At 44.5% G+C, this 20244-nt stretch carries 18 protein-coding genes; 11 read left to right on the top strand and 7 right to left on the bottom strand.

Annotated elements, in window-relative coordinates; all coding sequences use genetic code 11:
- Positions 1-93 precede the first annotated feature (93 nt).
- Positions 94-1437 (bottom strand): sugar phosphate nucleotidyltransferase, encoded by a 1344-nt coding sequence (locus ABEW32_RS07360; protein ID WP_430186122.1) that lies wholly within the window; start codon positions 1435-1437, stop codon positions 94-96.
- Between the two features lie 69 nt (positions 1438-1506).
- Positions 1507-2343 carry a DUF6492 family protein gene (locus tag ABEW32_RS07355; protein WP_430186120.1) on the bottom strand — a complete coding sequence of 279 codons (837 nt, stop codon included), beginning with the start codon at positions 2341-2343 and terminating at the stop codon, positions 1507-1509.
- Between the two features lie 17 nt (positions 2344-2360).
- Between ABEW32_RS07355 and ABEW32_RS07350 the strand changes: the two genes are divergently transcribed.
- The 6 genes from ABEW32_RS07350 to ytfJ all read left to right on the top strand — a co-directional run bounded on the left by ABEW32_RS07350 (position 2361) and on the right by ytfJ (position 6949).
- Positions 2361-2501 (top strand): hypothetical protein, encoded by a 141-nt coding sequence (locus ABEW32_RS07350; protein WP_430186118.1) that lies wholly within the window; start codon positions 2361-2363, stop codon positions 2499-2501.
- A 40-nt stretch (positions 2502-2541) separates the two neighbouring features.
- Complete coding sequence (locus ABEW32_RS07345; RefSeq protein WP_430186116.1) at positions 2542-3402, top strand: YheC/YheD family protein; 861 nt, start codon at positions 2542-2544, stop codon at positions 3400-3402.
- 229 nt (positions 3403-3631) lie between these two features.
- Positions 3632-4339, top strand: coding sequence for a DUF421 domain-containing protein (locus ABEW32_RS07340; RefSeq protein WP_430186114.1), 708 nt, complete (start codon positions 3632-3634; stop codon positions 4337-4339).
- A gap of 93 nt (positions 4340-4432) precedes the next feature.
- On the top strand, positions 4433-5458 hold the full coding sequence (locus tag ABEW32_RS07335) for a cupin domain-containing protein (protein WP_430186112.1): 1026 nt from the start codon (positions 4433-4435) through the stop codon (positions 5456-5458).
- 191 nt (positions 5459-5649) lie between these two features.
- Complete coding sequence (locus tag ABEW32_RS07330) at positions 5650-6429, top strand: ABC transporter ATP-binding protein (protein ID WP_430186110.1); 780 nt, start codon at positions 5650-5652, stop codon at positions 6427-6429.
- A 115-nt stretch (positions 6430-6544) separates the two neighbouring features.
- Positions 6545-6949: a GerW family sporulation protein gene (ytfJ, locus tag ABEW32_RS07325; protein ID WP_430186108.1), complete on the top strand. Its 405-nt coding sequence runs from the start codon at positions 6545-6547 to the stop codon at positions 6947-6949.
- Here ytfJ and ppk1 read toward each other — a convergent pair.
- The 3 genes from ppk1 to ABEW32_RS07310 all read right to left on the bottom strand — a co-directional run bounded on the left by ppk1 (position 6943) and on the right by ABEW32_RS07310 (position 9969).
- Positions 6943-9081 (bottom strand): polyphosphate kinase 1, encoded by a 2139-nt coding sequence (gene ppk1, locus ABEW32_RS07320; protein ID WP_430186192.1) that lies wholly within the window; start codon positions 9079-9081, stop codon positions 6943-6945. The two genes, ytfJ and ppk1, sit on opposite strands and share 7 nt — an antisense overlap.
- Before the next feature lie 191 nt (positions 9082-9272).
- Positions 9273-9665 carry a hypothetical protein gene (locus ABEW32_RS07315; protein WP_430186106.1) on the bottom strand — a complete coding sequence of 131 codons (393 nt, stop codon included), beginning with the start codon at positions 9663-9665 and terminating at the stop codon, positions 9273-9275.
- Between the two features lie 88 nt (positions 9666-9753).
- Entirely contained in the window at positions 9754-9969 is a 216-nt protein-coding gene (locus ABEW32_RS07310; protein ID WP_430186104.1) for a hypothetical protein, read from the bottom strand.
- A gap of 153 nt (positions 9970-10122) precedes the next feature.
- Between ABEW32_RS07310 and ABEW32_RS07305 the strand changes: the two genes are divergently transcribed.
- The 3 genes from ABEW32_RS07305 to ABEW32_RS07295 are packed head-to-tail and all read left to right on the top strand — an operon-like array spanning position 10123 to position 15340.
- A complete protein-coding gene (locus tag ABEW32_RS07305; protein ID WP_430186190.1) occupies positions 10123-14802 on the top strand; it encodes a cation-translocating P-type ATPase in 4680 nt (1559 codons plus the stop codon).
- Between the two features lie 39 nt (positions 14803-14841).
- Complete coding sequence (locus ABEW32_RS07300) at positions 14842-15102, top strand: DUF5132 domain-containing protein (RefSeq protein WP_430186102.1); 261 nt, start codon at positions 14842-14844, stop codon at positions 15100-15102.
- A gap of 13 nt (positions 15103-15115) precedes the next feature.
- Positions 15116-15340: a hypothetical protein gene (locus ABEW32_RS07295; protein WP_430186100.1), complete on the top strand. Its 225-nt coding sequence runs from the start codon at positions 15116-15118 to the stop codon at positions 15338-15340.
- A 79-nt stretch (positions 15341-15419) separates the two neighbouring features.
- On the opposite strand, the gene ABEW32_RS07290 is transcribed toward ABEW32_RS07295, so the two are convergent.
- Together ABEW32_RS07290 and trhO are read right to left on the bottom strand one after the other, a co-directional pair.
- Positions 15420-16346: an AEC family transporter gene (locus tag ABEW32_RS07290; RefSeq protein ID WP_430186098.1), complete on the bottom strand. Its 927-nt coding sequence runs from the start codon at positions 16344-16346 to the stop codon at positions 15420-15422.
- Between the two features lie 207 nt (positions 16347-16553).
- Complete coding sequence (gene trhO / locus ABEW32_RS07285; RefSeq protein ID WP_430186096.1) at positions 16554-17447, bottom strand: oxygen-dependent tRNA uridine(34) hydroxylase TrhO; 894 nt, start codon at positions 17445-17447, stop codon at positions 16554-16556.
- 210 nt (positions 17448-17657) lie between these two features.
- Here trhO and ABEW32_RS07280 point away from each other — a divergent pair, with 210 nt between their 5' ends.
- Positions 17658-18947, top strand: a complete 1290-nt coding sequence (locus tag ABEW32_RS07280; protein WP_430186094.1) for a glycoside hydrolase family 27 protein — start codon at positions 17658-17660, stop codon at positions 18945-18947.
- Between the two features lie 229 nt (positions 18948-19176).
- Positions 19177-20220: a carbohydrate kinase family protein gene (locus ABEW32_RS07275; protein WP_430186092.1), complete on the top strand. Its 1044-nt coding sequence runs from the start codon at positions 19177-19179 to the stop codon at positions 20218-20220.
- The last annotated feature ends 24 nt before the right edge of the window (positions 20221-20244 follow it).

The following is a 20244-nucleotide window of genomic DNA, read 5'->3' as shown; positions in this document are numbered from 1 at the left end:
AGCAAAGAATTGTAATTACCTTGCTCACGAGCGATTTTTTTGATGTGCGATCTTCGTGCAGAAATCTATTTATTTAGATGTAAAACTCTGTGTTCAGGAATCGGATTTATAGAAGGCGCTCACCAAACTGTGACCCAGCCGCACCTCAATCAATTCCAGTGCGGAATCCAGATCCGCACGGATTGTGTGGCACGTATCGACTGGAATGTTAAAAACAGACCCGCTTGCCGCAGCAAAGCGCTCTCCGTTTAGCATAACCTCTCCCCGGCCAGATACGACTGTCCATACTTTAAGTCCGCTGCCGTGAACACGTCCATTCAACCGATGATCCGGTAACACCGTTAGTCGTAGAGCTAAGATGTCATGCGGACTCCGTTGATCAAACTCGTCCAGCACGCGGTAATTGCCCCAAGAGGTTTCACCGTGCATGGGGTGAAGTTGTAGTTTGCCTAGCTGCTCCTTGATTGCGTGGGCATGGCTCTTGGAAGCAATGAGTATACCGTCAGGGCTGGCAGCAGCGATAATACCCTCCACGCCAATAACATGAATTGGGTAGGGCAGTTCATTGACGATGTGTGTGCCGTGAGTCCCACCACTGATTTGTCCACGCCCGATCACTTGGTTTCCTAGTTGCTCTGTTAAGGCCTGCCAGTTGCCGATATCGTGCCATTCGCCCTCATAAGGCAGGACAACGGCCCGTTCAGCACGTTCCGCAATCTCTTCATCGAAGCTACGAACCGGAAGGCCATCATACATAGCGCACAGTTCTTTATCGTTCAGCGGCAGTTGGCTTTGCTTCATACAGGAGAGCATATACCGTAACGTAAAAGCGTAAATACCGCAGTTCCACAGTGCGCCTTGGTTAATTAGCTGTTGTGCCCCAGAGAGATCCGGCTTTTCTGTGAAGCGAGCAACTTGTGCATAAGCCGATTTCCCTTCCTGCCTCATTTGCAGACCCGGAACGATATATCCATATTGGTCGGAGGCATGGGTAGGCCTTGTCCCAAGCATAGCCAGGTCGGCTCCGCTTTCGAGCAATAGATCGGAGAGCGCTGCTATGCTGTGGAAGAAGTCATCACCTGCAAACATATCTGCTGGAGCTATGCAGAGAACTTCATCCAGCCCCATGCCTCTCGTGTGAAAATAAGCAGCAGCGAGTGCAGCAGCTGTGAAGGTTCCCCGTTTGGCGGGCTCGCCAAGAACGGGCAGACGACCTTCTGTATGACGAAAGGCTAGATTTACCTGACTTCGATGGGCCAGAAGCAAGGCAGAAGAATCCAACTGGGCTAAACTAAGCTGACGATACACCCGACCGAGCATAGATTCCTGCTGTCCGTCAGGAGCGGGCAACAACCGGAGAAACAGCTTCGACCGAATATCATTGGATAATGGCCATAGTCGTTTTCCGGCACCTCCGCATAACAATACGATGCGCACGGACGTTTCCTCCTTCAATACAGACCATTTGAATTGCATCAACAATGGCGAGATTTATTATTTTAGAAACTATTTCTTTGCAGATTGAATCTTTGCTTTTGGAGCCAGTTGGTACACTTTGCGTTGATGAAAAGATAAGGAGCGGTGGCTTTGAGCGAAGACATCCAATTGTTTTTGTGATAGCGAAGAAGCACGACTATGAAGCGCTTTATTCAATGCTTTGCGCAAAATCATCTTAGAGGGCTGATTGCTGTATAAATGGTTGGCATACGTTTCATATTCGGAAAATCCAAACTGTTTTGTTCGGTCTATGCTTTGGATTATGGCGTTGTACCAAGGTTTCCCATGTCGGGCCTGGATAACCTGCTTAAGCTGGGCGAGCCGTGTTTTTTCAAAAAGCATATAGTGAGTGACAAAGGACTTTGGTGATGGAGCTTTAGCCCCCATCAGCTTACGGTAGGTGCGAAAATACTCAGGTTGGCTCCAATTGCGATAGTAAAAAATTGTTTTTCCGTCTTTACGGAACGTATGTGGACGTATCAATATGGTGTCCGCGTCTATAACGAGAAAAAAGGATGATTTACTGATTTTGTCGCCATTCATTTTAAGCAATTGCTGATACAGCCAGCCTGAGCGATCCCAACGTGTTGTTCCGTAATGAATATGCTTTTTAGTGATGGGCAGCACCGTTTTTTCGTCTATAAATGTACACTTCTTGTTTGCACATAGACGGCGAAGTTTGGTGCTTTGCGGTGAAACGATATAAATGGTTGCAATGCGGTGCTGCACGTGACGTCGCAGACTGTCAATGACTAGTGGCAGTGTAGCCAAATCTTTTTCAATTGCGGGGATCAGAACATCAATTGTAAGGGAACCCTTCTGTGACCCATTAGATTGCGCAGACATGTTATTCACTCCTATACGTGCCAATATACGCTACTGATGTCTCCCATTATTGTATGCTTGGACAGGCACTTTCGACCGGGCAAGGTCAACCGTCCAATTCTGTGCAGGGGAGGGCGAATGGAGCTTCGAATGGGGATTTGACGCATACGATGGAGTGATCTTTTAATTAGGAGTGTTCCGTAGAGAGGAGAGGGGCAAGTGAATTCTTCACAAGCGCAGGCTTTGCGCAGCAAATGGCATAAAACCAAATTATTGCTCCAGCATGGCAGCATCAAGCGGTTTATACCAGAAACCCGTAAATACAACAAAGCAAATTTGAAATCAATGTTGGAGAAGTATGGCATGGTCTATGTAAAGCCTGACCTAGGTACCTTTGGTAAAGGTGTGATGAAAGTTGAAAAGGAGGCAGGCCAGCGTTTTGCTTACCAGTATGAGGAAAAGCGTCTGGAATTCAAACAATTGGATGCGCTAATTACCAGCCTATCAAAACATACTGGAAAAAAAAGTTACCTCATTCAAAAGGGAATCCATTTATTGCGCCATCAAAATCGTTATTTTGATATCCGGGTCATGGTGCAGCGTAATGCAAAAGGGCCATGGGAAGCTACCGGGATTATTGGACGCCTGGGTCATCCCCGTAAAATCGTGACCAACTATCATAGTGGTGGTAAGCCGATGGCCATAGAGCAGCTATTGAAATCACACTTGTCGCAAAGTAAGCAGGCTGAGCTGATCAAAAAGCTCAATGAACTGGGGATTAGCATTGCTACGCAACTACAAAAAACATATCCGAATTTCCGGCAAATTGGTGTGGACATTGGACTGGATCGTAGCTTTACCCCATGGATTATTGAGGTGAATACGAAGCCAGATCCATATATTTTTAACCAACTGACAGATAAGTCTATGTACCGAAAAGTAATAAGCTATTGGCGACTGGCGAATGAGAAAAGGAAAGTTACAGTCCCAAGCAAGGAAAAGAAGAATAGCGATAAAAATGAAAATAAAATAAAAATGAAAATAACATTAAAAACTCAAAAAAATGTGAAAAGTTCATGAGCGAGGAATCGCTTTTAAGATTGAGCTGTACAAGTGAAATAAAAGGATGAATATCTTCAAGATTCATCCTTTTTTACATACTCAATTTTCCTGTTTTATGTCGCTGTTCGAAATCTTTGATTGTGCACTCATATAGAAAAACATTTTATTGACCTATTGATATGAATGTAATCAAAAAAATGAAATTGGAAAAACTAGTTGAAAATAATCAGAAATGAGGGCTTGGTATATGGAATTATGGGAAACCATGCTAAGGTCAATATCCGCATTTGCACTAATGATGTTCCTAGCACGTCTTTTGGGGAAACCGACGATTGCACAAATGACCTACCATGATTTTGTAGCTGTCATTACATTAGGGTCCATTACTGCGAATCTTGCCTTTAATAACACCATAAGTATAAGAATTTTACTAACCTCCATGCTTACATTTACTGGAATTGCTTACTTGCTGATGGTTTTAGCTATGAAGAACCAGAAGCTGCGAAGTTGGTTTTCGGGCAAACCAACCGTGTTAATTCAGGAAGGAAAAATTATGGAGGGCAATATGAGAAAGCTTAAGGTTACGCTGGATACATTGAACCAGGAACTGAGGGGGAAAAATTTTTTTAATATTCAAGATGTTCAGTATGCCGTACTTGAGCTGAATGGAAGTATTTCTGTCTTACCCAAGCCGGATTGTATGCCTGTGGTCAAAAAGGATTTGCATTTGAAAGGTCAGACTGAGCTGGCTTTTCCCATTGAACTGATTATGGACGGGGATATCATTGAAGCGAATTTACAACAGAATAACCTCACAACAGAATGGCTGCAAGCACAGATAAAAAAGAAGGGACTCTCTCTTAAAGAAATCAATTATGCAGTAATCAGTACTGATGGAAATGTATATTTTGATGAATATAAGGATCAAATCAAATCTCCTATTGATAAAGAATGAATGAATTTGATTTCTTTAACATTAAAGGTATATAATAGATGCGGTCAGATAAGAAAACATAGACATATGGAATGATTTTAAGGAGGAATCGCGATGAAATCATTTAAGTATGCTTTGGAAAAAAAGGAACCCAGAACCGGACCAGGAGGTATCACGCGAGGGGCTTCAGTCCGTGATTTTCCTGTATCAGAAGGAATAGCAGGGGTTTCTATGCGTCTCGAGCCGGGTGGGATGCGCGAACTTCACTGGCATGCCAATGCAGCTGAATGGGCCTATGTGATTAGTGGCTCCTGTCGGACTACTGTTATCCATCCAGATGGTACTTCCTATGTCGATATTTTTAACCCAGGTGATGTATGGTATTTTCCGCGTGGTTATGGTCACTCCATTCAAGGTCTTGGTCCTGGAGAATGTCATTTTATCCTGATTTTCGATAATGGTGATTTTTCGGAGGACCATACGTTTAGCATTACTGATTTTATCGCTCACACTCCCGCGCCTGTTGTCATGCAGAATCTCGGACTTGCAGCCGACGAGCTCGCTCTTTTACCAAAAAAGGAAGCTTATTTTGCAAAAGGGCCTGTTCCATCTACCGCATCTCATGATGCATTTCCTCGTATTTCTTCCGATCTGATTACTAAACACCGCTATCCTTTAATGGCCAAACAGCCCAGATTGGCGCCGGGCGGAGGGACTCAGCGCACCGTTACAGTAGAAGATTTTCCTATTTCTTCGACAATGGCAGGATCTGTGATTGAACTAGAGCCGGGTGGATTGCGAGAAATGCATTGGCATCCCAATGCGGATGAATGGCAATACTATTTGGACGGCAATGCAGAAATGACTGTATTTCTGGCAGAAGGAAATGCAGTGACAGAGCAGTTTGAAGCCGGAGATGTCGGGTATGTGCCTATGGGAGCCGGGCATTATATTAAAAATATCGGATCGGACGTATGCCGTATTTTGATTGGTTTTAACAGTGGTCATTACGAGGCCATTGACTTGAGTGAGTGGATGGCTGGCAACCCTGTTGATGTATTGGCAACGAATCTGAACCTTCCTAGAGAAATAGCGGATAAACTGCCTCATAAATCGGTCTTCATTGCTCCGAAATCCTAAATCATAAACCAACTAAAATGCCCGCCTAGGCTACCCTATTCCAAGCTAGCCTAGGCGGGCTATTGAATTAGAATTGAACAACCTGTAACCCTGTGCTATTCTTATACGAAAGTGAAGATTAACAAAGTTAATAATACTTTTTTATGCTTATAAACATCTGATGATACGATGAATAGAAAGGGTGTACAGTCATGAATTCTGTCATTGAACTTAACAATGTAAGTTGGAAGAGAGATAACCGCACTATACTCGATCAAATCAATTGGCAGGTAGCTGAGGGAGAACATTGGGCTGTACTTGGCTTGAATGGATCAGGTAAAACAACGATGCTCAATATGATTAATGGCTATATATGGCCAACCACAGGTAGTGTCAGTGTATTAAGTCATACCTTTGGGGATGTTGATCTGAGGGAGCTGCGCAAATCTATTGGTTGGGTCAGTTCCTCTTTACAGGAAAGAATCAATGGGAGTCAACGCACGCAGGATGTTGTTATTAGCGGCAAATTCGCCTCCATTGGGCTTTATGACCAAACGACGGATACAGATTATGAACAAGCCGTTCAGCTTATGACCCAACTGGGCTGTGCTCATCTCGTAGATCGGTTGTATCAGGGATGCTCACAAGGTGAAAAGCAAAAAGTGCTTATTGCTCGCGCTTTAATGGCTTTGCCTAAGTTGCTGATTTTGGACGAGGCTTGTAACGGCCTGGATTTCTTTTCCCGGGAATCCTTACTAACCAGCATTCAACAGCTTTCTGAGACGCCAGGTTCGCCGAATTTATTGTATGTTACACATCATATTGAAGAAATTCTACCAATGTACACGCATACCATTTTGATTCGCCGTGGGACTGTTTTTGCTAAAGGTAAAACATCTGATATTCTGAGCAGCGAGACACTTAGTGCCTTTTTTGAAACACCTGTGCAAGTAGAATGGAGACAGGATCGTGCATGGCTCTCTATGGTATAGAGAACTGATTAAGAATCTAATCGAAATTTCTGCTGACCGAAGATAGAATGCGGTTTATTCTTTTCCAATCCTGACTACAATGACAGAATAGAACCATTGCAGAGAGGTGAATGGAATGTCAGAGCGTCCATTACAATCTTTTTTTCAAACGGTGAAGGATCAACTTCAGGGGATGGTGAATGTCAATACGACCATTGGAGAACCAGTTGTCGTCTCTGATGGCACTATGGTCATACCGGTTTGTAAAGTAAGCTATGGCTTTGCAGCAGGTGGAAGAGATCTGGTTAAGCACAACCAGGAATCCGCAAGAGTGATGCCGCCATTTGGAGGAGGTATGGGCGGAGGTGCGTCCGTAACCCCTCTCGCCATTATCATTATTGGAAAAATGGGCGTCCAAACGATCTACCTGGATAACTCTCCTACGGTATACGACAGGATTTTAGATATAGCGCCACATCTTTTGGATCAATTGCACAATCTTCTTACGCGATTCCATACAGGGGATGATAACAGTCAGTGAATCAGGTCTGACCCGTTTGTGTTCGCTGAGGCTGCCAATGGGATTATGCAGTCGTTTTTTACAGGAAAGGAGTTGTTTTTCCTTACTATAAGATGTTTGGCCTCTGACTGGCTAAGGCAGGGGAACTGTTCATTATGCGCTATGGCATATTGTCCATTGGAGAGCAGCTGTCGGGCTTTCATATTATCACTTAGCAGCAGCAATAAATATTCGATGACGACAGATTGATGTTCTTTATTCAGCAGTGGACACATCAATTCAATCCGCTTGTCCATATTTCTGGTCATCCAATCTGCGCTGGAGAGCCATACTTGAGGTGTCCCGCCGTTCTCAAAATAAAAAATTCGGGAATGCTCCAAAAATCGGCCGACAATGCTGCGGACGGTAATATTGTCGCTCAGTCCGGGAATTCCTGGACGCAGGCAGCAGATGCCACGAACGATCAGATCAATTTGCACGCCTGCCTGGGATGCAGTATATATCTCGTCGATCAACTGCTTATTCGATAGCGAATTCATTTTGGCTATAATCCTTGCGGGTTTACCGCTTAAGGCATGTTCCACTTCGCGTTGAATACAGCCCAATAAGCGTTGTTTCAGATGTGCCGGAGCTACGCTGAGGTAATGCCACTGATTTGGGGCGGAAAATCCAGTGATTTTGTTAAATAAATTGGAAACATCTTCGCCGATCTCTGGATAGGAAGAGAACAGTCCGATATCTGTAAATACTTGCGCCGATACTTCGTTGTAATTTCCGGTCGCCACATGAATGTACCGTCTAAGAGAATCTGCTTCCTTACGTACAACCAATATCATTTTGGCATGAATTTTCAGCCCGGATAAGCCGTAAACGACATGACATCCTGATTTTTCTAATTCCTTTGCCCATTCAATATTTTTGGCTTCATCAAACCGTGCTTTCAATTCGACAACTACAGTGACCTGCTTTCCTGCTTCGGCAGCTCGATTCAAAGAGCGAATAATCCGTGAATTACCGTTTACGCGATACAAGGTCATTTTAATAGCCATAACGGATGGATCGGCAGCGGCATGCTCGACAAAATCGTTTACAGCGTCAAACGATTCATACGGATGAAATAAGAGAACATCTTTTTTTCGCAGCACTGAAAAAAAATCGTCCGTCTTCATAAATTCCCACGGATAAAGAGGATCAAATCTCGAATACCTGAGATGCTCATATCCCTTGATCGAATTGGAAAATGACATGAAGTAGCTCAAGTCAATGGGTCCTTCATTGGTAATTAAGAATTGGCTTTCGAGTTCCAGTTCTTTTTCTAGTAATTCCAGTGCAAATGGATCAAATCCATATTCTATTTCTAGACGGACAGGAGTACCCCATTTCCTTGCGCGTAGTACTTTTTCCACTTCATCAAGAATATCCTCGGCTTCTTCCTCGTTTAAATCGAGATCTGCATTGCGAGTTAAACGGAATGTATGAAAAGTAAGAGGCGTATACGTTGTAAACAAAGTGTGAATATGCTGCTTAATCAAATCCTCGAGTAAAATAAACTGCCGACGCTCTTGATCTAATAGCGATGGAACCTCAATATATCTAGGCAAATTGGACGGAATTTCAACCAAAGCAATATAGGCTTCCTTGCCTGCTGCATCGGAAGGCGGCTTCAAGGCAACGGCCAAATAGACGCTTTTCGAACGAATCAGAGGAAAAGGGCGGCTTTTATCGATAGCGAGAGGAGTGAGCACGGGAAATACTTTTTCATGATAATAAATTTCCATTTCTCTTCTCTGCGCAGGATTAAGCTCACAGTAAGCAGTAAAAACAAGGCCCTCTTCCTTTAACAGCTGAAGAATTCGCGCGTGGGTGGCATACTGATCTGCTACTAACTGCTCAATCATGCTGATGACTTTATCTTGTAACTGTTGCGGGGTAAAACCAGTGAAATCGACCTCTGGATTACCCGCTCTAATTTTATCCATAAGGCCTGCGACCCTGACACTAACAAACTCATCCAGATTGGTGGAAACAATCGACAAGAACTTTGTTCGCTCCAGCAGTGGAGTACTCTCGTCCTGCGCTTCCTCAAGAACACGTCTGTTAAATTGTAGCCAACTTATTTCACGGTTAATATAATTCAAGGAGCACGCCTCCATCTGCTTATGCTTTTCTTCTAAATAATAAATACCGTATTTTTTGTAACAATTGCCACGTGGCACCGAGGCGAATCGTGATCGTGTCGGGAATATTCTCATCGTTTTTACGCATGATTGTTGGGCCTCCTCTCATTGTTAAAATGGGTAAAACTCGCTAAACAAAGTTAGCGAGTATCCGGATAATCTTTTATTTATTCGTAAGAAGTTGCTTGCTGCATTGCATCCATACCCTGGGCTGATGTTGATTCTGTATTTTTCGCTGCAGATTGTGTCAGATTGCTGACCATACGACTGTTAACAAGAGCACTGCCTGCTTGCATCCCGACTCTATGACCCACATTGTTCCCTAATAATCCACCCACAATCGACCCCAGAACTGTCCCTACTCCTGGCAACAGCGAAGTTCCAAGGATAGCCCCATACTCAATACCAGCCATGACGCCGAGTGCCCCAGTTACATTCCCCGACGTATGCACCATATATTCTTTATTGTCCATTTGTCCTTTGGTCAAGCTAATGGTATCTTGCACTTGGCTTATACCTCCAGAGATAAGACCACCCCATAATGAATTGCCTTGAAGCATGTTGATCTCTCCTTTGTTTGATGGTTTGTACTCCAGATTAATAATTCCCCACTATGCGTTTTTTAAATTATTGAACATTTGCCAATGGTTACGGCAGCAACAGATGTTCTGTATCGTTTTCTACATTATTTGTCGCTTCTACGGTTGGTAGCTCTCTAGTGCGGTCTTTGACTTGATCCGCGAGCTCAAGCACAATTTCTGCTCCTTTAACAGCAAGTTGGCGTGCGGCTTTTCGGGCTTCAGGGGACACGGCAAGTGCTAACGCTGCCGCAGCAAAAATAATACCAAGCGGTGATTTGGCCATAATATCCTCTCCTCAAAAAAGTTATTAATAAAATAATTCCATTATGTGAAATTTTTATACCAGATTACACTTGGAAAACAAAATGCATATTTTACTAGCTATTGTAAATTATAAGTGGAGCTGATTTTTGAATATGGAAAAGGGAGGTTAACTATAGTGCCGCTACGAAATAAAAACAGGTTTCTTCATGTCCTTCCAGGAAGGATACGGGTTGAAATTTATGGCTTGAAGGGAAGTAAAGCAGCCGCAGAGATTTTAGCCAACAGTCTGTCCGCCTGTAATGGAATATATAAAGCGGAGCCCTGTGCAGTGACTGGCAAAGTGTTGCTCCTTTATGATGTAAAGCTGGTTTCTGAGCGTCACATTTTCCATATACTCCGCGAAATAGAAGATCGGATTTGCTCGCCCAATCTAACTGTGTTCCCCGGTAAGCAGAACGAGGCTACAGGGTCGAAAGAAGCGGAGCGGGAAGCTGCCGCTGCCGCTGCCCAGGCCGAATCGGATATTCCGTTTGAACTATCGAGTACCCCTACGACGCCTAAGAGCAACACGAGCGAGCCAAGGGAAAAAATCCCCATTGCCTTAGCTATTTCCATGACCGGTTTAGCCGCATTGGGAATCAAGCAGGTTTTTTTCGGTCGTTCAGCTCTGGCAAGAAGTCCGGCGCCGTTCTATGTATCAGCACTTGTATCTATCGTAACCGGCTACCCTTTTCTCAAACGAGGGATTCAAACCTATTCGGATAAGAAAAAAATAAACTCGGATCTCGTTTTGGGTACAAGCGCTCTCGCACTTGCGCTTATGCGCGAAAATTTTGTAGCGCTTGCCGGACTCAGCATTTTGCAATATGTGAACTGGAAACGAAGCCGAACGGTGTTAAATGGACAGCAAGAAGTTTCCTTGTCACCGGAAATTCAAGCGTATAGCAATAAGGCAGGTAAGTTAGGCTGCATTGCAGCCGGAATGACGTGGGCTGTTACTCGGAATCCACTTCGTGCAATCGCCGTGCTTTTGGCTGCAAATCCACGCGTGATGACCGTACCTGCCCAATATGCATGGAAACAGGCCGAGCTCGTTTCGGGAGAAAGACAATACGTAGTTCCGGAAAAAGGTTCGTTATCCCAACTCGCTCGAACAAAAACCATCCTATTCGAGGATTCGTCACTGCTGTTTAACCGCTCAGAGATTGAAGAAATTCAATGCATGGCAGAGAAGGAGCAAGATGAGGATAAAGCGTTATGTTTGGCGGCTTCATTAATGGAAAAAACAGAACATCCATGGAAAGAAGAGGTGTTCAGCAAGGCGCAGCGAACTCACCGTACGATCCGTACTGCTTTTCATGTGGAAGAAGAGCTTGAGGGTATAAAAGGAAAAGTCAATGATAGACAGGTTATCATGGGTAGCTACAAATATATGGAGAATCATGGTATAGATTGCAGCTCTTATGAGCTTAAATCAAAAAGGCTGGCAAGAAATGAATACGACGTTCTTTTGGTTGGAAGCCAAGGGAATGGAAAAGGCGAATGCCTTGGGTTAATTGCCAGACATCGGCAAGCAACACTCAACGAGTACGGTTCTATGGCCTTTTCATTAAGTGAAAAAGGCTGGAGGCTTGGACTGTTGCATGATAGCCTGGGGATTAGCGCTGACGAGCTTTCCCGATACCACATGGATACAAGCTGGTCAGCTTTTGAACAAGGCGAAGTGATTGAACGGATCGCTGCTTTCAAGCAGCAGGGCGAAGAAATTTTATTTGTCTCAGGTCTCGAACAAAACCCAATCAATGAGTTTTATAAAGAAGCTGGAGTCCAGACGATTTCCATTGACGAGCTGCAGCATATTGAGGAAAGTGCCCTGTACGCAGAGAAAACAGAGCAAATTATACATGAGCATGCTTCGATCGCCAAAAAATGGAATGTGGCAGGATCTGTATTTGCAACATTAGGCATGATCAGTGCCCCGGTGGTCAGTTTGATCGGAGATGCTTTATCGCTTGTGTTTATATCCAGAACCAAAAACAGGAGTGAAGCCTTGCCTCCTTCATCGGAAGTCACGTATAAGGACGAGGCAGCTGTCACTTCCGAAGCTTTGGCTTGGCATCAACTACGTAACGAACAGATCATCACGAAGTTTCGAACAAACCTGCAAAGTGGATTAACCTCTGATCAGGTTCTTTCTATTAGAAGACAGTATGGTTCAAATCAGCTTGAGAGTAAACGACCCACTCCCTGGCTTATTGCATATTTGGGCCAATTCAAGGAATTTACAACGCTAATCCTTCTTGGCACAAGTGCACTGGCCTTTCTTACAGGTGGATTATTCGATGGACTTGCAATGGGGACAATCCTGCTCGCGAATGCCGCAATTGGTACGATTCAGGAACGCAAAGCGGAAAAAGTTGTGGATAAATTGAATCAATTTCAACCCCCTGTATGTAAAGTTATCAGACAAGGGCAGCACGTAGAGCTTAACGCTGTGGAATTGGTGCCCGGCGATATCGTTTCCCTAGAAGCAGGGGACCGCGTTCCGGCTGATATCCGGTTAATCAATTCATGGAACTTGCGAGTCAATGAATCAACCCTGACTGGGGAATCTGTTCCCGTCGAAAAGGATGAAGCCTCTCTCTCCGAAGATTGCGCTTTATCCGAAAGAACTAACATGCTCTTCATGGGAACCGATGTGTGTGGGGGCAAGGGAATGGGGGTTGTTGTGCAAACCGGCATGAATACCGAGATGGGGCATTTAATGTCACTTTTGAAGGAGCAGGAAAAAGAAGTAACCCCTTTACAGGAAAAAGTAACGTCAATTAGCAAAAAATTTGTAAAGGGAGCTCTCGTTATTGGAGGAATTGTCTTTGCAATTGGTATGCTTCGGGGCATCCCTTTTCCACAAATGATTTCGACTTCGATCACGCTGGCGGCTTCGGCCATTCCTGAAGGGCTTCCGGTTACCATCACGATTGCTCTCAGCGCAGGTATCTTCCGTATGGCGAAGAAAAACGCGCTGATCCGAAAACTTTCCTCTCTGGAAACATTAGGAAGGACTACGGTGATTTGCACAGACAAGACAGGCACGCTAACCAAAAATGAAATGACGGTAAAAGTGCTTTCTACCGCGGATCGCGCGTGGAATGTAACAGGAGATGGCTACGAACCGACGGGAGCACTGGAGGAGCTTGCTACCGACGCTGCCGCTGCTGCAGAATTCAAAGATGTGAAAAGTTATGAAACCACCTTAACCCATCCTGATTTGAGTCGCTTGCTGCAAATCTGCTTGTTATGCAATAACAGCAAGCTTGAGCAGCAGGAAGGACAATGGATGACCAAAGGGGACCCGACTGAGGGTGCGCTTTTGACACTCGCTGCCAAAAACGGACTGTGGCTTAACGATATGGCTCATTGGCACCGCGGGTATGAAATTCCTTTTGATTCTAAGACTGCGAAAATGAGCGTGGTTTGCAAGGATGTACAGGCGAAGCAGGAATGTTATCTTTTTTCCAAAGGAGCCGTGGAGACAATCCTCCGTCATTGCAATCGATACCAAAAGAATGGTGAAATATTGCCTCTATCCGAAGAACAGAAGCAAAACATTATACAGCAAAATGAAAAGTTCTCAGAAGCAGCGCTGCGTGTGCTCGCTTTCGCGTATCGACCTTTGGATGAGAGCGTCGACAACGATTCCATTGATGATGAGCACGAATTAATTTATGTCGGCATGACTGGCATGATGGACCCTCCCAAACCTGAAGTAGAGCAAAATATTCAGGAGGCTTTTGCACTTGGAATAAAACCTGTGATGATTACTGGCGATCACCCGATTACGGCCATTGCCATTGCAAAGCAACTCGGAATTAACAGTGATGCACAGAGTGTTGTAACGGGGCATGAGCTTGAACGTTTGTCGGACGAAGAGTTGCTCCAGATTGTGGATCAAGTATCCATATTTGCCAGAGTCACTCCCGAGCACAAGCTTCGCATTGTAACAGCTCTGCAAAAAAGCGGACAAATTGTTGCGATGACTGGAGATGGCGTCAATGATACGCCTGCTATTAAGCAAGCCAACGTGGGGATTGCAATGGGTAAAACAGGAACGGAAGTAACGAAGGAAACTGCGGATATGGTACTGACGGAAGACCATTTTGGCACGATTCTGGAGGGAGTTAAAGAAGGCCGAACGATCATCGGCAACATCCGCAAAGCACTCGGCTGTCTATTAACCGGAAATCTGGCAGAGATTATTGTTACCAGCGTCGCTGTGATGGTCGGATTGCCGATTCCATTGGTTCCTATTCAAATACTGCTGATGAATTTGTTGACTGATGCGTTACCAGCAATGGTGCTCGCTGTAAACCCAGGCCAGAAAGCGAAACAGCAGAAACGAACGGATATCATCGATAAAAACCTGTACCAGAAAGTGATTACCCGAGGAGTTCTGCTGGGATTGGGATCACTTGGCTTATTTGCCGCAAGCCTTGCAGTCGGTGCGCCTGTGCCTGTGGCTCAAAGCGTTGCTTTTGCAACTTTGGTTGCGGGGCAATTAATACAAACCTTTTCATGGCGGCAGGAGGGCTCTGAAGAAACGGTGCGCGATTGGACGAAAGATCGCTTTTTAATCGGTGCTCTTTGCGTTTCCTGGCTGGCTCTATTAGGAGCTTTATATATCCCGCCATTAACTGGGTTCTTCCACACCGCACGTCTGCCACTGCATTATTGGCTTCCCATCCTTGGCGTAGCCGGTTCGGTATCTCTTTTATCCAAACCGATTTTGGCTTTGATTTCAAACAAGCAGACAAGTGATGACTTCACTGCGAACCATATCAACGCTGCGGCTTAATCAGCCGCAGTATACTTTATTACCAGGAGGACCACGATAGTGCAAACTAACTTTGAAAAAATTGTTATTGGTACTGCGCTTGCCTTTGCGGCTTCTGCATTGCTACCCATTGCTAAAACTACATTTCGTCCTTTAGCCGAAGCTGGAGTGCAAGGCGGAGTCGACTTGATCAATCGAGGCAAATCATATATTCAATTAGCGCGTGAGGAAGTGGAAGATATCATTGCCGAAGCTAAATTTGAAAGAATGAAAAAGCAATTGGACCAAGAAATTGCATTGCTTGACGATACCCAAGAATGAGGAGAATGGATAGATGAGCGAGCAAAATATAGATAATCATTTACGCGAAGCTTTAGCACACTTGGAATTGGCCTTAAACCAAAGTGTAAGATGTGTGCTTGAGAATGATAGCGTGAAAAAAGAAATAGGGTTAAAGTGGGAACGATTTCTCGGGGAATTTATGGGACAAATCCGGGAGAAGGGGAAAAAATCAAGGCTAAACCTACTGGGCTGGATTAGTTTTCCGCGAATACGCTGACCCATTGCATGCAACCTGTAGTCGACAACAGGCTGCATATTGAAGACTCTCTACACAGTAGAGAGTCCTTCTTTTCTAGCTATCTTGCTACGATCATAATCAGAATGGGCAAAATCAGGAATGAGGCAAGCGTGCTCCACAGGATGCAGGTTGAGACCAGTTTTGGCGAGGCATTAAATTTTTCGGCTAAAATGACTGCATTTACCGCCACTGGCATTGAGGCCAGAATGAAGAGTACAGAGAACAAAAGACCTGAGATTCCCAATATCAGCATGGCTAGACAAGCGGCAAGCGGGGAGAGTAGAAGTCGGATTGTCAATCCTGCGTAGCTGGCTTTTTTAATAGACGGCTCCAGCTTGAATATTTTCACATAAGCCATCTGGGTACCTAGAATCGCCAGCACAACCGGAGAATAGGCGGCTGCAATCATCGAGACACCTGATTGAATGCCAGAGGGCAGATGCCAATCCAGTGCTCGAAGTCCCAGTGCGAGAAGAGCCGCATAAATCGCAGGTAGAGAAAATACCGACTTCACGGCACTTTGAACGGAAAATTCAGAGCGGGCCGCAAAGTAGACGCCAATGGTATTGACCATAATCATCTGGATGACGACATATACAGAGGCTTTATCTAGGCCAAGTTGCCCAAAAGCAAGTAAAATGAGCGGTAACCCATAATTTGCACTATTGGTCAGGGTAGAGATCAAAGTAAGTCCAGCCGTTTCCGGGGCGCTCAGTCTGAAGATTTTCCCCGCTAATTGTGCAATTCCCCACAAAAGCAGCAGGTTCAGTAATGAAAAAGCGGCTGTCAGTGCCACATCATGCCAGGTAAGCTGAGCTTTGAGCAGTGTATCCAGAATCATCGCGGGACTTAAGAAGTATAAGTACAAAGTCGAGAGCGGTTTTGTTTCCAGCTTCATGAATTTGCCGAGTAAAAATCCGGCGATCACTGGAATGGACAGCGGAACGATAACGGATAATAGAGTTGAAAGTACGATCTGAACCATGATTTTCCACCCAACCTTTCTGTAATGACATGGTCCATTATAAGACGCTGCTCTCCAGCCCGTCCAAGACGGATAAGCAATTAAGCTTATAGGTATATACTATGAAGATCTGGTCACTTATTCTGAGAATAACAAAAGGGATGTCCACTGCCATATTGAGCGGCTAGTAGGAACATCCCTTTTATAAAAAACCGAGTACTTTGCTGTTTATGCAGAAGCCATGGCTTTCGCTTTAGCTCGGCAATCGTCAGAGCAATAGTGTTGATGCTGTTCTTCGCAATCTGGGCACACGATATGCTGGAGATTGCACACGGGGCAGTTAATATAATGATCGTTTGGCGTTTCGCAGTGGTAGCAATTACCAACAATAACGTCCTCATCTGTATGGTTGATCCGAACCGAAATCCGTTCGTCAAACACATAGCATTTACCGTCAAATAAACGCCCTTGTACTTCTGGGTCCTTGCTGTAAGTCACAATGCCGCCATCCAACTGAGCTACATCGTTAAAGCCTTCCTTAATCAGCAGACCGGACAGCTTCTCGCAGCGAATACCTCCGGTGCAGTATGTCAGGATTTTTTTATCCTTGAACCGAGTCATATTATCGCGAATCCATTGCGGAAATTCACGGAACGATTCAACTTCGGGGCGAATAGCTCCGCGGAAATGACCGATGTCATATTCATAGTCGTTACGTCCGTCCAGAACCACGACATCTTCATCTTGGAGTTGTTCATAAAACTCTTTTGGTGATAGACGCTTGCCGCTAATAACATTAGGGTCCAGCTCGTCCTCATGACGTAGCGTAACCAGTTCCTGACGATGGCGTACAAATATTTTCTTAAACGCATGACCGTCAGACTCATCTATTTTAATAACGATATCGTGGAATTTCGGATTGGCGCGCAAATCACGAATATACTGCTCCGTTTGCTCTACTGTACCAGACAGTGTTCCATTGATTCCTTCCTCAGCAATCAAGATTCTTCCCTTGACGCCCAGTTCCTTGCAGTAAGCCAGATGCTCTGCCGTAAAGGTGGCAGGATCTTCAATATTAACATATTTGTAAAACAACAAAATTCGATAAGCATGTTCACACATGTAAAATCACCCTCTGATTCAAGTCAAAGTTTTTTAACAAGCAAGTTTAAATGTACCACATTCTTTAAGTTAGTCAACATAAATGTATAAAAAGTGGAAATGGAAAAGATGATGAGCGACAAAAGTAAGGGGTTACATTATAATGGTATTGTGGGGTTGATGAGTTTTACAGGGACAGGTTGAGGTCTAACAGATGAAGGGATGAATTCAATGAAACATCATTTGACAGCGCATACACCACCTATGGGGTGGAATAGCTGGGATTGCTATGGCGCAGCGGTACATGAAGAGGAAGTACGGGGAAACGCCCAATATATGGCGGAGCACTTGAAGGAGTATGGATGGGAATATGTGGTGGTGGATATTCAGTGGTATGAGCCGGGAGCTGTATCTTCACAGTATCGGCCGTTTGTTCCACTAGAAATGGATTCTTTTTCACGTCTGATTCCAGCGGTGAATCGGTTCCCTTCGGCAGCAGATGGACGTGGGTTCCATGCTCTTGCAGAATATGTGCATAGTTTGGGACTGAAATTTGGAATACATATTATGAGAGGCATTTCTAGACAGGCGGTTCATCAGGATACTCCAATTTTAGGAACTACAGCTACGGCCAGACAAATTGCACATCCTAACTCTATTTGCCCTTGGAATACCGATATGTATGGGGTAGATGCATCCAAGGAAGGTGCTCAGGAATATTATAATTCGTTGTTTGATCTGTATGCAGAATGGGGTGTCGATTTTGTCAAAGTAGATGACATTGCTGCATCACGTCTCTATGGTATTCATTTGGCAGAAATTGAATTAATTAAACGAGCTATCGCTCAATGCGGGCGTCCAATGGTCTTGAGCCTATCACCTGGACCTGCACCGTTGGAGCATGCGACTGATTTAATTGCAAACGCTAATATGTGGCGCATGACTGATGATTTCTGGGATGTGTGGCCTTTACTGCATGGTATGTTTGAGCGTTGCGAGAAATGGGCGGAGCATGTGGGCCCAGGTCACTGGCCGGATTGCGACATGTTGCCACTGGGCCATCTGGGTATTCGTTCGGTAGATTCTGTAGATTCCGGTAGCCATGATCGATGGACACGTTTTACGAAGGATGAGCAGCTGACAATGATGACTTTATGGAGCATTTTCCGGTCTCCACTGATGTTCGGAGGAGAACTGCGGGATAATGATGCATGGACACTATCATTGCTGACGAACAAAGAAGTGCTCGATGTTCATCGCAACGGTGTGAATGCGCGCCAAGTCTACAGAAAGGATGAACATATCGTTTGGACTTCTCATAACGAGGAAGGCCATGTATATGCGGCTTTATTTAATGCTGGAGATGAAGTTTCCACAGTCCGTGTATCCCTACAGGAGCTTGGAATTGAAGGACAGGCAAGTGCCAGAGACTTGTGGAACCATATGGATGTAGGTGTTATAGTGCAGGAACTGTCCGCAGATTTACCCCCTCATGGAGCTGCTCTATTCATTATAAAATAAAGGATGTTAGGAAGGATATAAGCTGCATGTTCAGCTCTAGTCACCTTATCGTAAGTAGAAGGTATTTTTACGATAAGGTGATTTTTTGTATGTGTAACTTTATGATATTTTAACGGACTCGACATGATTCTTGGGAATTTGACATTTAGAACATGTTAGGTTTATAGAGTGCCTATTTCTGCACAAATTTAAATCATTCTAGCGAACAGACTCGAGAAAGGAGTAAATGATGAAATTAAAAAAAATTCACAAAAATGAACAGGACGAGCCTTGGCCCTCTAGTGAACGAATTCTGTGTATCGGAGGGGCCAATCTGGATCGTAAGATCATGATTAAAGGTACATTTCAGCTTCACACCTCCAACCCCAGCAGCACTCGGCTACAATCTTGTGGTGGGGTAGCACGGAATGTAGCTGAAAATTTAGGGAGGTTGAGCCGACAGGTTAGCCTGCTAACTGCAGTTGGTGATGATGCAGAAGGCGAATTTATCATCGAACAGTCCAGCCGTTACATGCACGTGGTTCCTCTTCAAGTTAAAGGAGATTCGTCAACCGGAGTTTATACAGTCTTGCTGAACGAGCACGGTGAAATGATTGTAGCGACCGCAGAAATGGAGATTTATGATCAAATTCGTCCTTCAGTAATTTTTGAAAATATTCCTTTAATCGCCTCGTCCCATCTCGTTCTGCTGGACACTAATTTTTCTATGAACGTAATAGCGGCCACCATACATGTCTGCCAGGAGCGTCAGGTTCCGCTTGTCGTTTCTTCGGTGTCAGCTTCGAAGATGAGAAAGCTTCCTCGAAATTTGCATGGGGTGGAGTGGCTGGTATGTAGACCTGAAGAGGCTGAAGCTTATTTGGGACAGGAACTTAGAGATGATGAGCATATAATGGACGCAACCCGAATTTTTCACAAACTTGGGGTTCAAAACGTCATTTTCATCTGCGGTGCTGAGCGTGTGTTGTTTGCTTCTCAGGATGGAACTTATGGACAAGTTCATATCCCTCCAGTTCAACAGGTCATTGATGTCACCGGCGCAGATGACGCTTTTATTGCCGGAATGATTTATGGAATTACCCAAGACTATCCTATGGAGCAAGTGTGCCAGTTTGGAATCAGTTGTGTCGATTTAACCATACAAACGGACCGGACAGTCTCTGACACCATTTGTATGAATAAACTTTATTCTAGATTCCAGGAGCTGTATGGCACACATTCGCAAAATTTTGTGTTTTATAAGGGCGTGTATTTTAAAAAGAAAAATACATAAGTACAGAAGAAAACACTAACCTAC

The organism is Paenibacillus jamilae (assembly GCF_050482105.1).
GTDB classification, from domain to species: domain Bacteria; phylum Bacillota; class Bacilli; order Paenibacillales; family Paenibacillaceae; genus Paenibacillus; species Paenibacillus jamilae_B.
This window is presented reverse-complemented; position numbering and strand designations above follow the sequence as displayed.